This window comes from Pseudarthrobacter sp. NPDC059871 (assembly GCF_042731175.1).
GTDB lineage: Bacteria > Actinomycetota > Actinomycetes > Actinomycetales > Micrococcaceae > Arthrobacter.
In genome coordinates, this window is record NZ_JBHWJV010000008.1 from 61,515 (window position 1) to 75,092 (window position 13,578).

The 13,578-nt window shown below is 67.7% G+C and carries 9 protein-coding genes; 8 read left to right on the forward strand and 1 reads right to left on the reverse strand.

Translation table 11 applies throughout. The features are described from left to right. Nucleotides 1–8 precede the first annotated feature (8 nt). The 5 genes from ACFV4R_RS12080 (at nucleotide 9) to ACFV4R_RS12100 (ending at nucleotide 6,465) form a co-directional block, all read left to right on the forward strand. Nucleotides 9–2,531, forward strand: a complete 2,523-nt coding sequence (locus tag ACFV4R_RS12080) for an MMPL family transporter (protein WP_377202627.1) — start codon at nucleotides 9–11, stop codon at nucleotides 2,529–2,531. A gap of 9 nt (nucleotides 2,532–2,540) precedes the next feature. Next, a complete protein-coding gene (locus ACFV4R_RS12085) occupies nucleotides 2,541–3,185 on the forward strand; it encodes a Maf family protein (RefSeq protein ID WP_377202626.1) in 645 nt (214 codons plus the stop codon). A gap of 142 nt (nucleotides 3,186–3,327) precedes the next feature. Next, a complete protein-coding gene (locus ACFV4R_RS12090) occupies nucleotides 3,328–5,124 on the forward strand; it encodes an acetyl/propionyl/methylcrotonyl-CoA carboxylase subunit alpha (RefSeq protein WP_377202669.1) in 1,797 nt (598 codons plus the stop codon). A gap of 16 nt (nucleotides 5,125–5,140) precedes the next feature. After that, nucleotides 5,141–5,581, forward strand: coding sequence for a YybH family protein (locus ACFV4R_RS12095; RefSeq protein ID WP_377202625.1), 441 nt, complete (start codon nucleotides 5,141–5,143; stop codon nucleotides 5,579–5,581). Nucleotides 5,582–5,733: 152 nt separating this feature from the next. Beyond that, nucleotides 5,734–6,465, forward strand: coding sequence for a glutamine amidotransferase (locus ACFV4R_RS12100; RefSeq protein ID WP_377202624.1), 732 nt, complete (start codon nucleotides 5,734–5,736; stop codon nucleotides 6,463–6,465). A 166-nt stretch (nucleotides 6,466–6,631) separates the two neighbouring features. Here the strand turns inward: ACFV4R_RS12100 and ACFV4R_RS12105 are convergent, their stop codons facing one another. Continuing rightward, complete coding sequence (locus ACFV4R_RS12105) at nucleotides 6,632–8,044, reverse strand: MFS transporter (RefSeq protein ID WP_377202623.1); 1,413 nt, start codon at nucleotides 8,042–8,044, stop codon at nucleotides 6,632–6,634. A 277-nt stretch (nucleotides 8,045–8,321) separates the two neighbouring features. Between ACFV4R_RS12105 and ACFV4R_RS12110 the strand changes: the two genes are divergently transcribed. Genes ACFV4R_RS12110 through ACFV4R_RS12120 form a run of 3 tightly spaced genes read left to right on the forward strand, consistent with a single transcriptional unit; the run spans nucleotide 8,322 to nucleotide 13,578 of the window. Next, entirely contained in the window at nucleotides 8,322–9,797 is a 1,476-nt protein-coding gene (locus tag ACFV4R_RS12110) for an MFS transporter (RefSeq protein ID WP_377202622.1), read from the forward strand. A 2-nt stretch (nucleotides 9,798–9,799) separates the two neighbouring features. Then, nucleotides 9,800–12,016: a molybdopterin oxidoreductase family protein gene (locus tag ACFV4R_RS12115; RefSeq protein ID WP_377202621.1), complete on the forward strand. Its 2,217-nt coding sequence runs from the start codon at nucleotides 9,800–9,802 to the stop codon at nucleotides 12,014–12,016. Next, the gene (locus ACFV4R_RS12120) at nucleotides 12,013–13,578 is read left to right on the forward strand and encodes an FAD-dependent oxidoreductase (protein ID WP_377202620.1); all 1,566 of its coding nucleotides are present in this window, start codon (nucleotides 12,013–12,015) and stop codon (nucleotides 13,576–13,578) included. Before ACFV4R_RS12115 ends, ACFV4R_RS12120 begins: the two co-directional genes overlap by 4 nt.

Below are 13,578 nucleotides of genomic sequence, written 5' to 3' on the forward strand. Positions count from 1 at the left end.
TTTCCCTCATGGCACTGCTGCTCTACCGCCTTGGCAAGTTCTCCTACCGCCGGCGCTGGCTGGTCCTTTCGTTATGGCTCGTGGCGCTGGTTGCCGTCGGCGGCTCCGCCGCGGCTTTCCACGGCACCTTGTCCAACAATTTCCAGATCCCCGGAACGGAAACGCAGCGGATCGCGGACAAACTGAAGGAAGACCTTCCGTCAGCGTCCGGCGGCACCGCCACGATCGTTTTTGAGGCACCCGATGGCGGCTTCACCGACGCCAGCCGGGCGGCGGTCACTGATGCCCTGAAGAAGCTCGAAACGCTGCCGGACGTCCGCGGCACCGTGGACCCGTTCGCCACCCAGGCCCAAGTGGACCAGGCCGGGCAGGCCATCACAGACGGTGAGCAGCAGCTGGCCGCCGGGCAGGCCACCCTGGACGCCTCCAAGGCACAACTGGATGCCGGAAAAGCGCAGCTGGACGCGGCAGAACAGCAGATGGTGGCCGCCGGTGCTCCGGCAGCCGCCATCGAGGCTCAACTGGGCCAGCAGAAGGCCGCAGCGGCTGAGGGCCAGGCAAAATACGACGCCGGCGCGAAGGAACTTGAGGCCAGCAAGGCCAAGCTGGAACTGGGCAAGCGGCAGGCCGAAGCATCCTCGGCCATCCGCTTTGTCTCCGAGGATGGGAAGGCAGCCGTAGCCCAGTTGCAGTTCAACGGCTCCATCAACGGGCTGAGCCCCGAGGTCCGCCAACAGGTCCAGGACATCGCGCATGCGACCTCCGCCGCCGGCGTCACAGCCCTGGCCAGCAAGGAAATCACCGAGGACATCTCCGAGCTGTTCGGCATCGCGGAAATCATCGGCATCGCCGTCGCAGCCCTGGTGCTGATCATCATGCTCGGCACCCTGGTGGCGGCAGGCCTCCCGCTCCTCATGGCTGTCATGGGCGTCGGCGTGGGCGTGGGCATCACCTTCGCGTTGTCCGGCCTCTTCGACATGAGCTCCATCTCCCCCATGCTGGCGCTCATGCTGGGCCTCGCCGTCGGCATCGACTACTCACTGTTCATCGTCAACCGGCACCGCACCCAGCTCCTGGCAGGCATGGATCCCGAGGAATCCGTGGCCCGCGCCACGGGGACATCCGGCAATGCCGTGGTGTTCGCCGGCCTGACCGTCATCATCGCCCTCGCCGCCCTGGTGGTCCCCGGCCTGCCGTTCCTGGCCGTCATGGGCCTTGCAGCCGCCGGCACGGTGGCCGTGGCGGTCCTCGTCGCCATCACCCTCACCCCGGCCATGTTGTCCCTCATTGGCCGCCGCATCATCTCCAAGCGGGCCTGGGCCAAGGCCAACGCCCACAACGCAGAGCCCGGCCACGAAGCGGCAGACGACGCCAAAGACCGCGAACGCAGCACCCGCGGCTGGGGCGGCCTGGTCACCCGGCACCCCGTGCTCGCCATGGTGGCCGGCGTCATCCTGCTGGGCACGCTGGCCCTCCCGGCCACCCAGCTGCAGCTCGCATTGCCCGACGGCGGCTCCGAACCGGTGGATTCCGAGGCCTACCAGGCCTACGACGTCACTGCCCGCAGTTTCGGCGAAGGGGTCACCGGCCCCATCGTTGCCGTGGGCGAGTTCCCCGCTGGGCTGGACGAGGCCGCAGCCACCACCCTGCAGTACGACATTGCGGACAAGCTCCGGTCAGTGGACAACGTGGTGGCCGCCGTACCGGTAGCCATCAGCGAAGACCGGCGCACCGCCGTCTTCCAGGTCATCCCGGAGGAAGGCCCGGCCAGCGCCAGCACCGTCAAGGTCGTCTCGGAACTCCGCGGCCTGAACGGCGAAATCAAGGCCGACTACGACGTAGCCATGGGCCTGACCGGGCAGACCGCCGGCAATATCGACGTCTCCACCAAACTCGGTGACGCCCTGCCGCCGTACCTGGCCATCGTCGTCGGGCTGTCCCTGATCCTGCTGCTGCTGGTGTTCCGCTCCATCGTGGTGCCGCTGCTGGCAACCGGCGGCTTCCTCCTTTCGCTGGCTGCCGCGTTCGGCGCCGTGGTGGCCGTCTACCAGTGGGGCTGGCTGGGCACCGTGTTCGATGTCGCCAACCCCGGCGCGGTCCTGAGCTTCCTGCCGATCATCCTGATCGGCGTGCTGTTCGGCCTCGCTATGGACTACCAGGTGTTCATCGCTTCCGGCATGCGCGAGGCGTACATGCACGGATCCACCGCGAAGGAGGCCGTGCGGGTGGGCTTCCGGCACGCCGCCGCCGTGGTGACCGCCGCCGCCATCATCATGGTCAGCGTGTTCGCGGGCTTCATCTTCAGCCACCTGACCATGGTCCGGCCGCTCGGCTTCGCGATGGCGTTCGGTGTGCTGCTGGATGCGTTCGTGGTCCGGATGACCATCGTGCCCGCCGTGATGTACCTGCTGGGCGAAAAGTCCTGGTGGCTGCCGCGCTGGCTGGACCGCATCCTGCCGGACGTGGACGTGGAAGGCGCCAAGCTCAGCCGGCCGGAGAACGCAAAGGCGTCCGCAGAGCTGGTCCACTAGGCTGATTCCGTGGTCCGCCTGATACTTGCCTCCCAGTCCCCCGCCCGCACCAAACTCCTGGCCGAAGCCGGCATCCGGCACACCGTACTGGTCTCCGATGTGGATGAGGACGCCGTGCAGGCGCGCTACGGCGTGACTGATCCGCACGACACCGCACTCCTGCTGGCCCGGGCCAAGGCCGAGGCCGTGGCGGCGCTCCCGGACTCCGAGGGCGCACTGGTCCTTGGCTGCGACTCGGTTTTCGAGTTCGACGGCGAGGCGCACGGCAAGCCCTACACGGCCGACGTCGCGCGGGAGCGGATGCTCCGGATGAGCGGCAGCTCCGGGGTGCTGCACACAGGGCACTGGCTGGTGGACTGCCGGGACACGGACGACGACGGCGGTGACGGTGCCGGATCCGGCGCCACCCTCGGCGCGGTTGCCTCAGCCGAGGTCGCCTTCCTGGACATGGACGCGGAGGAAATCGACGCGTACATCGCCACCGGCGAGCCGCTGCACTGCGCAGGGTCTTTCACCATCGACGGCCTGGGCGGGGCCTTCATCCGGAAGGTCGACGGCGATCCGCATGCCGTCGTCGGCCTGTCCGTTTCCACCCTCCGGGGGCTGCTGGCCGCCGCAAACGTGCGCATCACCGATCTCTGGCCACCGCACTGAAAGGCGGCCAATTGCACCGGACTTGTAGCTTCCCTACAAAGCATTGCCGGTTTACACGCGGATTCCGCAAGTAATATCGGCGGAACCTCCAAAACCGCGCTAGGCTCCCTGAAGGAAAGAAGGAGACGCCTTGTCAGCAAATATGGAGCAGTCCGCCGGTACCACGCAGCAGAGCCTCACCAAGGTGCTGATCGCCAACCGCGGTGAAATCGCGGTGCGCATCATCCGCGCCGCCCGCGACGAGGGCATCGCCTCCGTGGCGATCTACGCCGACCCGGACCGCGACGCCCTGCACGTCCGCCTTGCTGACGAAGCGTATGCCCTGGGCGGCAACACCGCTGCCGAGTCGTACCTGGTGATGGACAAGATCATCGACGCCGCCCGGCAGTCGGGCGCGGATGCCATCCACCCCGGCTACGGCTTCCTGGCCGAGAATGCCGAGTTCGCAGCCCGCGTGATCGAGGCCGGCATCACCTGGATCGGCCCGTCCCCCGAAGCGATTTCCGCCTTGGGCGACAAGGTCCAGGCCCGCCACATTGCTGAAAAGGTGGGCGCACCCCAGGTCCCCGGCACCGCCGATCCTGTGCAGTCGGCCGAGGAAATCCTCGAGTTCGTGGACCAGTTCGGCCTGCCCGTGGCCATCAAGGCCGCTTTCGGCGGCGGCGGACGTGGCATCAAGGTGGCCCGGACCCGCGAAGAAATCCCTGAACTGTTCGAGTCCGCCGTCCGTGAAGCCACCGCAGCTTTTGGCCGCGGCGAATGCTTCATCGAGCGCTTCCTGGACGCTCCGCGGCACGTTGAGACCCAGTGCCTCGCTGACGCCCACGGCAACGTTGTGGTGGTCTCCACCCGCGACTGCTCGCTGCAGCGCCGAAACCAGAAGCTCGTCGAAGAAGCACCGGCGCCATTCCTCACCCCTGAGCAGAACCAGCGACTGTACGAATCCTCCAAGGCCATCCTGAAGGAAGCCGGCTACCTGGGTGCCGGTACCTGTGAATTCCTGGTGGGCCAGGACGGCACCATCTCCTTCCTTGAGGTCAACACCCGCCTGCAGGTGGAGCACTGCGTGTCCGAGGAAGTCACCGGCATCGACCTGGTCCGCGAACAGTTCCGCCTTGCCCGCGGCGAGGAACTGGGCTACGGCGACCCCGAGGTCCGCGGCCACTCCATCGAGTTCCGCATTACCGGCGAAGACCCGGGCCGGAACTTCATGCCCGCCCCAGGCACCATTGCCACGCTGAAGAACCCCACCGGCCCCGGCATCCGGATTGATTCCGGTGTGGAGCAGGGTGACGTCATCAGCGGCAACTTCGACTCCATGCTGTCCAAGCTGGTGGTCACCGGGGCTACCCGCACCCAGGCCCTGCAGCGCTCACGCCGCGCCCTGGAGGAGATGGTGGTGGAAGGCATTCCCACAGTCATCCCGTTCGACCTCGCCGTGGTCACCAACCCCGATTTCGCTCCGGCGGAGGGCCCCTTCAAGGTGCACACGCGTTGGATCGAAACAGAATTCAACAACGATCTGCCGGCCTGGAACCCCCACGGCGCCGCCGAAACCGAGGACGCCGAAGAACGCCAGCGCGTGGTGGTCGAGGTAGGCGGCAAGCGCCTGGAAGTAGTGCTCCCGGCCTCCCTGGGTTCCTTGGGCGCCGGCGCCGCTCCTGCGGCAAAGTCCGGTAAGTCCAAGAAGCGCGCACGTTCCGGCGGCCCGGCTGCCGCAACCGGCAACGCGCTCACCTCCCCCATGCAGGGCACCATCGTGAAGGTGGCTGTGGCTGAAGGCGACGTTGTAGCCGAGGGTGACCTCGTAGTGGTCCTGGAGGCCATGAAGATGGAGCAGCCCCTCACGGCGCACCGCTCCGGAACCATAACGGGCCTGAAGGCTGTTGCGGGCGAGACGGTGTCCGCGGGCGCCGTGATCGCCACCATCGAAGACTGACGGGCCGGAGGCACCCATGCTGGCACCCAGTTTCCAGGAAGAAGTGGCGCGTTACCACGAGGCGGTTCCGGAGATCACCCGGGGCAACACCCTCCCCATCAAGGACCTTTACTCCCGGCTCGAGGACGTAACTCTGGCCAACCCCTTTGGCGGCATCGCCAAAGGTTGGGCACAGGTTGAAGCCCGGCTGGACCAGGCCGCTCGGCAGTTCCAGGACGGCGAGATGCTCGGCTTCGACACCATCACGTCGTACACGGCGCGCGACACCGCCTACCTGGTGGAAACCGAGCACTTCCGTGCCCGGCTGGACGGTGCCGCGGCCGCCGAGGAGTTCGCCCTCCGGGTCACCAGCATCTTCCGCCGCGAGGAAGGCTACTGGAAGCTGGTGCACCGCCATGCCGATCCGGCTGCGCGGCCCCAGTCCCGCAGGTCGCTGGCCCAGGCAGCGGCCGGCTGAAACAGCCTGTAGCCCGCTACCCGCTGGTGTGCGTAGCAGCCCAACCCGACCGGGCAGGCTACGGGTTCAGCCGTTCCACACCACCCAGCAGCCCGGAGCCATCCGCTCCGGGCTGCTGGCGTATGGCAGGCAATTGCAGGCACACTTAGCAGGTGTTGCCATTCCTGCTCCTGGCCTCCCGAGCCGAAGACGCCGCCGCCGATGACGAGTACGCCGCGTACCTGAGGTACGGCGGCCTGGAGGAGCGGGAGCTGCGACGCATCCGGCTTGAAGCAGCTCCCCTGCCCGAGCTGGACCTCTCCGAATACTCTGGCGTGATCGTGGGCGGCAGTCCGTTCACCTCCAGCGATCCGCCAGAGGACAAGAGCCCGGCCCAGCACAGGGTGGAACAGGAACTTTCAGGCCTGCTGGACCAGCTGGTGGCCCGCGACTTCCCGTTCCTGGGGGCGTGTTACGGGGTGGGGACACTGGGCAGGCACCAAGGCGCGGTTATCGACCGGACGTACGGCGAGCCGCTCGCCGCCGTGGAGATCGGCCTCACCGATGCCGGCCTGCAGGACCCGTTGCTGCAAGGGATGCCACAGGCGTTTACGGCTTTTGCGGGCCACAAGGAAGCCTGCAGTTCGCTGCCCGCCCATGCGGTACGCCTGGCGGGATCCGCAGCCTGCCCGGTTCAGATGTTCCGAATCCAGTCAAACCTTTACGCAACCCAGTTCCATCCCGAACTCGATGCGGAGGGCCTGGTGACTCGCATCGACATTTACCGCAACGCCGGCTACTTTCCTCCGGAGTCCGCCGAAGACCTGATGGCCGACGCCCGGAAGTTCACCGTGACCGAGCCGATGAAGATCCTGCGAAACTTCGTGGAGCGTTACGCGGCCTGAGCCCGCGTACCTGGACCATCCTTCCCCAACCAGCCGGCCGCCGTCGTGCGTTCCTGCCCGGTTACCTATGCCCGGAACGACGAAAGCCCGGCGCCCGTCCCTGCACTGCAGGGCGGGCACCGGGCCGTCCAGCCACCAACCGGGCTGGAAGGCACAGGCTGGCGGGTCAGGCTACGTTGTTCTCGTAGTCGAGGTCCCGGGTTTCCTTGCTGACGAACAGCGCGATGAGGGTCAGCACGGCCATGGACGTCAGGTAGACACCCACCAGTACCGGGCTGCCGTCGGCCAGCTCCCACAGGGCCACGGCGATGAACGGCGCTACTGCCGCACCCAGGATGCTGGAGAAGTTGTAGCTGATGGCCGATCCCGTGTAGCGGACGTTCGTGGGGAACAGTTCCGGCAGGAGCGCGCCCATCGGCCCGAAGGTCAGGCCCATGAGCGAGAAGCCCAGGATCAGCAGCGCCATGGTGCCCACGAAGCCGCCGCTGAACAGCGGAACGAAAAGCAGGCCGAAGGCGAAGATCCCGGCGGTAACACCGATCAGCATCTTCCGGCGTCCGTACTTCTCAGCCAGCGGACCGGAGACCAGCGTGAAGATGCCGAAGAACACGACGCCGGCAATCAGCATCCAGAGGAAGTCGTTGCGGGTGTAGCCGAGTCCCGGAACAAACGCTGCTGCAGCGGCCTCGGACATCGGCTTTCCGGCCTTCTCGGCCGCCGCCTTGGCCGCGTCGAGGCTGGAGGCACGGGTGCCGTAGGTCAGGGTGAACGTGGTCATCAGGTAGAAGAGCACGTAGGTGGCGAGCATGATGAAGGTACCCAGGATCAGCTGGCGCCAGCTGGTCTTGAAGACGCGCCCCAGGGGCAGCTTGGCGACCTCGTTGGATTCGATCACCTTGGTGAACGCCGGGGTTTCGATCAGCTTCAGCCGCACGTAGAGGCCGATGATCACCATGACGGCGCTGAGCAGGAACGGAACGCGCCAGCCCCAGGCCTGGAAGGCAGCGGGTGAGAGCATGTAGCTGGCCACCAGGAAGATGACGTTGGCGATGATGAAGCCGATGGGAGCGCCGAGCTGCGGGAACGTGCCGTAGATGGCGCGCTTGTTGGCCGGTGCGTTCTCGGTGGCCAGCAGGGCCGCCCCGCTCCATTCGCCGCCAAGGGCCAGGCCCTGGGCGAAGCGCATGACTACCAGCAGCGCCGGTGCCCAGAACTCCCAGCCCGGTACCAGCGCAGTGGGCAGGCAGCCGATGAGGAAGGTGGCGATGCCCATGGTGAGCAGCGAGGCCACCAGGGTGCCCTTGCGGCCGAACTTGTCGCCGAAGTGCCCGAAGACGATGGACCCCAGCGGGCGGGCAACGAAGGCCACGCCGAAAACCGCGAAGGAGCTCAGGAGCTGGGTTGTCTCGTTCTGGCCGGGGAAGAACAGCTGCGGGAAGACGAGGACCGCCGCAGTTGCGTAGACATAGAAATCATAGAACTCGACCGTGGTGCCGATCAGGCTGGCGACGATCACACGGCCGCGGGAGTTCACCGGCTGGGGTGAACCGGGCACCGTGGAGGTGTCGGTGGAAGACATGTGTAAACGCTTTCGTGAGAAACCGGCCGGATACAGCGGGCTGCCCCGGCGCGAAATAGTTAGAGTTCAATATTAGTTCCGCTGGTCCAGTCAATGGACGAAAGGTCCAGTATTTGGACCTGTGCTGTGCGTCTCACTTTTTGGGCACCTTCGCATCCTAACGGCGTCCGGCGGGCACAGATAGGCAAATGTCACAGCCCGTTAACATCCGGCGTCGGTCCGCGAAACGCGCCGTCCCTACCTTTGAGGAACAACATTCCCCCAAAGGAGGTAACCCGTGACTGTTGACCGCACCGCAGATGCCGGCACCGGCAATTCCGTTGATCTGGACGACGCTTCGTCCCCGGAATCAGCCGCAGCATCCGCCAGCGCACAGCCCGGCACTACCCGCACCGCAACCGCTCCCGCCCTTGAATTCCGCCCCGGCCGCTGGATCGCCAACTGGGACGCCGAGAACAAGGACCAGTGGGAAACCGCCGGCCGCTCCATCGCCCGCCGCAACCTGAACTGGTCCATCTTCGCCGAGTTCCTCGGCTTCGTGGTCTGGCAGCTCTGGTCCATCGTGGTGGTCCAGCTCCCGGCCGCAGGATTCACCTTCACCACATCCGAGATCTTCTGGCTGATCTCGATGCCCAGCCTGGTGGGCGCCACCCTTCGCATTCCCTACACCTTCATGGTTCCCCGCTTCGGCGGCCGGAACTGGACCATCGTCTCGGCCCTGCTGCTCCTGATCCCCTCGATCGGGCTCGCCCTGTGCGTCTCCAACCCGGAAACACCGTTCGGTGTGATGCTCCTGGTGGCCGCTTTGGCCGGCTTCGGCGGCGGCAACTTCGCCAGTTCCATGGCCAACATCACCTTCTTCTACCCGGCACGCGAAAAGGGCTGGGCTCTTGGCCTGAACGCCGCGGGCGGAAACCTCGGTGCCGCCGTCGCGCAGCTCGCCGTTCCCATCGTCATCACCCTCCTGGCCGCCGGCACCGTCAACCTGCCCATGGCCGGCCTGATGTGGGTCCCGTTCATCCTGCTGGCCGCCTTCGGCGCCTACAAATACATGAACAACCTCACCAGCGCCAAAGGCGACGTGGCCGGATCCGTGGCCGCACTGAAGGAACCGCACCTGTGGGTCATGGCGTTCCTCTACATCGGCACCTTCGGCTCGTTCATCGGCTTCGCCGGCGTGTTCCCCAAGCTGATCAAGGACTACTTCCCCGATTTCTCCGCCATCGGCGTGGGAACCGTGGCCCTCTCGCTCGCCTTCCTGGGCCCGCTGGTGGGCTCGCTCGCCCGGCCCTACGGCGGACGCATGGCGGACCGCATGGGCGGCGCCCGGATGACGGTTTCAGCCTTCGCCTCCATGGCCGTGATCACCCTGACCATGATCTGGACGCTGCCGCTGAAGAACTTCTGGCTCTTCCTGGTCCTGTTCCTGATGCTCTTCACCGCAAGCGGCTTCGGCAACGGCGCAACCTACCGGATGATCCCGGTCATCTTCGCCACCAACAGCCGGGCAGCACGCAGCGGCGCCAGCTCCGTGGCCACCCAGCGGCTGGCTTCCTCGGCCCTCGGCCTGATCTCCGCGATCGGCGCCTACGGCGGATTCCTCATCCCGCAGGTGCTGAACGCGTCCAACACTGCCAGCGGCTCCTACACCCCGGCCTTCTACGGCTTCGTGGGGGCCTACGCCCTGATGCTGGTGGTCTGCTGGGCCTGCTACATCCGCAACGCCAACCGAAACGCGATGGGACACGTCTAACCATGACCACAAGCGCCGACACGCACTGCCCCTACTGCGCCCTGCAGTGCGCCATGACGCTCACGTCCCCCACAGGACCGGCCCCGGCTGCACAGCCGGGGCCGGTCCCCGTGGCCCTCACCACGGCCCCCGCTGCACCCCTCGAGGTCCAGGGGCGCGACTTCCCCACCAACCGTGGCGGCCTGTGCCGCAAGGGCTGGACCTCCGCGAACCTCCTCAACCACCCCGGACGCATCACCGAGCCCCTTCTCAAGGGACCGGACGGCGTCCACCGGCCCATCTCCTGGGACCAGGCCCTGGACCTCGCCGCAGAAGCGGTGAAGGACGCCCGCGCCCGCTACGGTGCAGACGCCGTCGGCGTCTTTGGCGGCGGCGGCCTCACCAACGAAAAGGCGTACCAGCTTGGCAAGTTCGCCAGGCTGGCCCTGGGCACCTCGCGGATCGACTACAACGGCCGCTTCTGCATGTCCTCCGCGGCCGCCGCCGGGATGCGCGCCTTCGGCGTGGACCGCGGCCTGCCCTTCCCGCTCGAAGCTCTGGACACGGCCAGCACCATCCTGATGCTGGGCTCCAACGTGGCCGAAACCATGCCGCCCTTCGTCCAGCACCTCAAGGGCGCCCGCGACGCCGGTGGCCTGATCGTGGTGGATCCGCGCCGTTCCGCCACAGCAGACTTCACGGCCGACGGCGGCGGCCTCCACCTCCAGCCCCTTCCGGGCACGGACCTCACCCTGCTGCTGGGTCTCTCCCATGTGGTCATCCACGAAAACCTGGTAGACACCGCCTATGTCAGCGAGCGCACCTCGGGCTACAGCGCCGTAGCCCGCAGCGTCGCGTCCTTCTGGCCCGAACGGGTCCAGTCCCTCACCGGCGTGCCGGCCGACCTCATCCGGGAAACGGCCCGCAGGCTTGCCACCGGGGCCACCAAGGGCGGCAGCTACATCCTCACCGGCCGCGGCGTGGAGCAGCACGTGGACGGCACCGACACCGCCACCGCCGCCATCAACCTCAGCCTCCTGCTGGGCCTGCCGGGTTCGGCCCGCAGCGGCTACGGCACGCTGACCGGGCAGGGCAACGGCCAGGGCGGCAGGGAGCACGGGCAGAAAGCCGACCAGCTGCCCGGTTACCGCAAGATCACCGACCCCGCTGCACGCGCCCACGTGGCTGGCGTCTGGGGCGTTCCCGAGGAGCTCATCCCCGGCCCGGGCCTTCCGGCGGTCCAGCTGCTGAAGTCGCTGGGAAAGGACGACGGCGTCCGTTGCCTTTTCGTCCACGCCTCCAATATTGCGGTCGCCTCGCCGGACGCCAACGCCGTCATCGGGGGTCTCCGCAGCCTGGACTTCCTGATGGTCTGCGACTTCTTCATGTCCGAGACGGCAGCCATGGCAGACCTGGTCCTCCCCGTCCTCCAGTGGGCGGAGGAGGAAGGCACCCTGACCAACCTTGAAGGCCGCGTCCTCCGCCGCCGCCGGGCCCTCACACCGCCTGCCGGGGCGCGCAGCGAGCTGTGGATCATGGCCCGGCTCGCCGAGCGGCTCGAAGCACCGTCCACCTACAGCGAGGACCCCGAAACAGTCTTCGAGGAACTGCGCCTGGCATCTGCCGGCGGCCTGGCCGACTACTCCGGGATTGACTACGCCATGCTGGACCGCGGGGAAGCCGCCTACTGGCCCTACCCCGCCGGCAGCACGGGCACCCCCCGGCTCTTCCAAGAACGCTTCGCCCACGCCGACGGCAAAGCCGTGATGACTCCGGTGCTGCCGCGCCGTCGTCGTACGCCAGCTGAAAACCACTTCGCGGACAGTGAAAACGCGGCAGGGGCCAAGCCCTTCACCCTCATCACCGGCCGCCTCCTGGAGCACTACCAGTCCGGCGCCCAGACGCGGCGGGTCACGGCGCTCCTGGCCGCGCAGCCTGAGGCGAGGATGCAGATCCACCCGGCCGCGGCAGCCGCGATGGGCGTCACCGAAGGATCATTCGTGTCCGTGGCCAATGAACGCGGCGAGGTGGTGTGCCGGGCCGAACTCAGCACCGCCATCCGCAGCGAGACGGTCTTCCTGCCGTTCCACTTCCCCGAACTGGAAAGTGCCAACCGCCTCACCGAGGCGGCCACCGATCCCATCTCCGGGATGCCCGAATTCAAATTCAACAAGGTATGGGTCCGGCCGGTGGCCGCACCCGTATCCAGCAAAGTGCTTCAGACGATGGAGGCCTCATGAGCGAGCAGATTGTCATTGTGGGATTCGGGCCGGTGGCCGCCCGGCTGGTTGATGAGCTGCTGCCCGCCGTACGCGCAGGCCAGGTAGCCCTGACAGTGGTGGGTGAAGAGACCGAAGCTGCCTACAACCGCGTCCTGGTGGCCGACCTCGGGGTTGGCCGCACCACCGCCGATGCCCTGGCCCTCTCGGACGCCGGCGCCCTCGCTGCGGACGGTGTGGAGGTCCGGCTGGGCACCCGCGTCCGGCGCGTGGACCGCGCACGCCAGCAGGTCCTGCTCTCGGACGGCACGCCCGTCCACTACGACCGGCTGGTATTCGCCACCGGTTCCCGGCCCGTGATCCCCAACCTCACCGGCATCAATCCGGACCCCGCCTCTCCGGTCCTGCCCGCCGGCGTCACCGCGCTGCGTGACCTCCGCGACGCCGGCGTCCTGCGGCAGGCCATGGACGGCGGCAAGCGCGTTGTAGTCCTCGGCGGCGGCGTCCTGGGCCTGGAAACGGCGCTCGCAGCGGCAGAGGAAGGCGCCACCGTGACCGTGGTGCACAACGGACCGCACCCGCTGGGCCGCACCATCGACCAGGGCGGCGGCGCTGTCCTGGCGGCGGGCCTGCGGCGCTGCGGCGTGCGGATGGCCGGCAACGCGCGCTCCACCGGTGTGGAGCACAACGCGCCAGACGGCGGTTTCTCGGCTTTGCTGCTCGATGACGGTTCCGCGATCGACGGCGACCTCCTGGTCATCTCGTGCGGTGTGCGTCCCCGCACCGAGCTGGCAGAGGGATGCGGCCTCTCCACGGCCGCGGGCATCCTGGTGGACCACCGGTTGCGTGCCCACCACGAACCGCACATCTTCGCGATCGGCGACTGCGCCGAGGTGCGCTGCCCGGACCCCGGCTGCGCCGCATGCCGCACCGCTTCCGGCCCCTCAGGGCTGGTGGGCCCGGGCTGGCGCCAGGCCGAGTGGCTGGCCGAATACCTGACCCTCCTGGCAGCGGGCCCGGTCGAGGACGCCGAACTCCTGCCGGAGCTGCCGGCCGAACAGCCGGGCATCATCGTCCTCAAAGCGCGGGGCCTGAACATGGCCGTCGCCGGGAACAACGGCGCCGACCCCTGGGACGAGGAAGCGCTCACCGCCGGTGCCGTCAACGGCCGGCCCCGCCTGCAGATCGCCCAGTGGGCGGATCCCGAGCATGGCCGCTACGTCAAGATGACCACGCGCGGAGGCGTGCTGGAGGGACTCGTGGCGGTGGGCATGCCCCGCACCGCGGCGGAGCTGGTGGGGCTCTTCGAACGGAACGCGGAACTGCCGGCGGACCGGTCGCTGCTGCTGCGGCTGGACGGCCCGGACCAGCTGCCGGGCAGCGGCTCCGCGGATCCTGCCGGAACCGTGTGCCGCTGCGCCGGGGTCAGCGGAGCGGTGATCCAGGGTGCCGTGGAAGAAGGCTGCGCCACCGTGGCCGAGGTGTCCAAGGCAACCCGCGCCGGGACCGGCTGCGGCGGCTGCCACGAGGACATCAAGGGCCTGATCGAGCAGCACTTTCAGGCGGTCCCGGCCGCCTCCTGA

Bases quoted from the DNA above. Each gene is read 5' to 3' on its own strand.
- ACFV4R_RS12095 (WP_377202625.1), top strand. From the start codon at position 5,141: ATGCTGGCACCCAGTTTCCAGGAAGAAGTGGCGCGTTACCACGAGGCG.
- ACFV4R_RS12120 (WP_377202620.1), top strand. From the start codon at position 12,013: ATGAGCGAGCAGATTGTCATTGTGGGATTCGGGCCGGTGGCCGCCCGG.
- ACFV4R_RS12090 (WP_377202669.1), top strand. From the start codon at position 3,328: ATGGAGCAGTCCGCCGGTACCACGCAGCAGAGCCTCACCAAGGTGCTG.
- ACFV4R_RS12105 (WP_377202623.1), bottom strand. From the start codon at position 8,044: ATGTCTTCCACCGACACCTCCACGGTGCCCGGTTCACCCCAGCCGGTG.
- ACFV4R_RS12080 (WP_377202627.1), top strand. From the start codon at position 9: ATGGCACTGCTGCTCTACCGCCTTGGCAAGTTCTCCTACCGCCGGCGC.
- ACFV4R_RS12115 (WP_377202621.1), top strand. From the start codon at position 9,800: ATGACCACAAGCGCCGACACGCACTGCCCCTACTGCGCCCTGCAGTGC.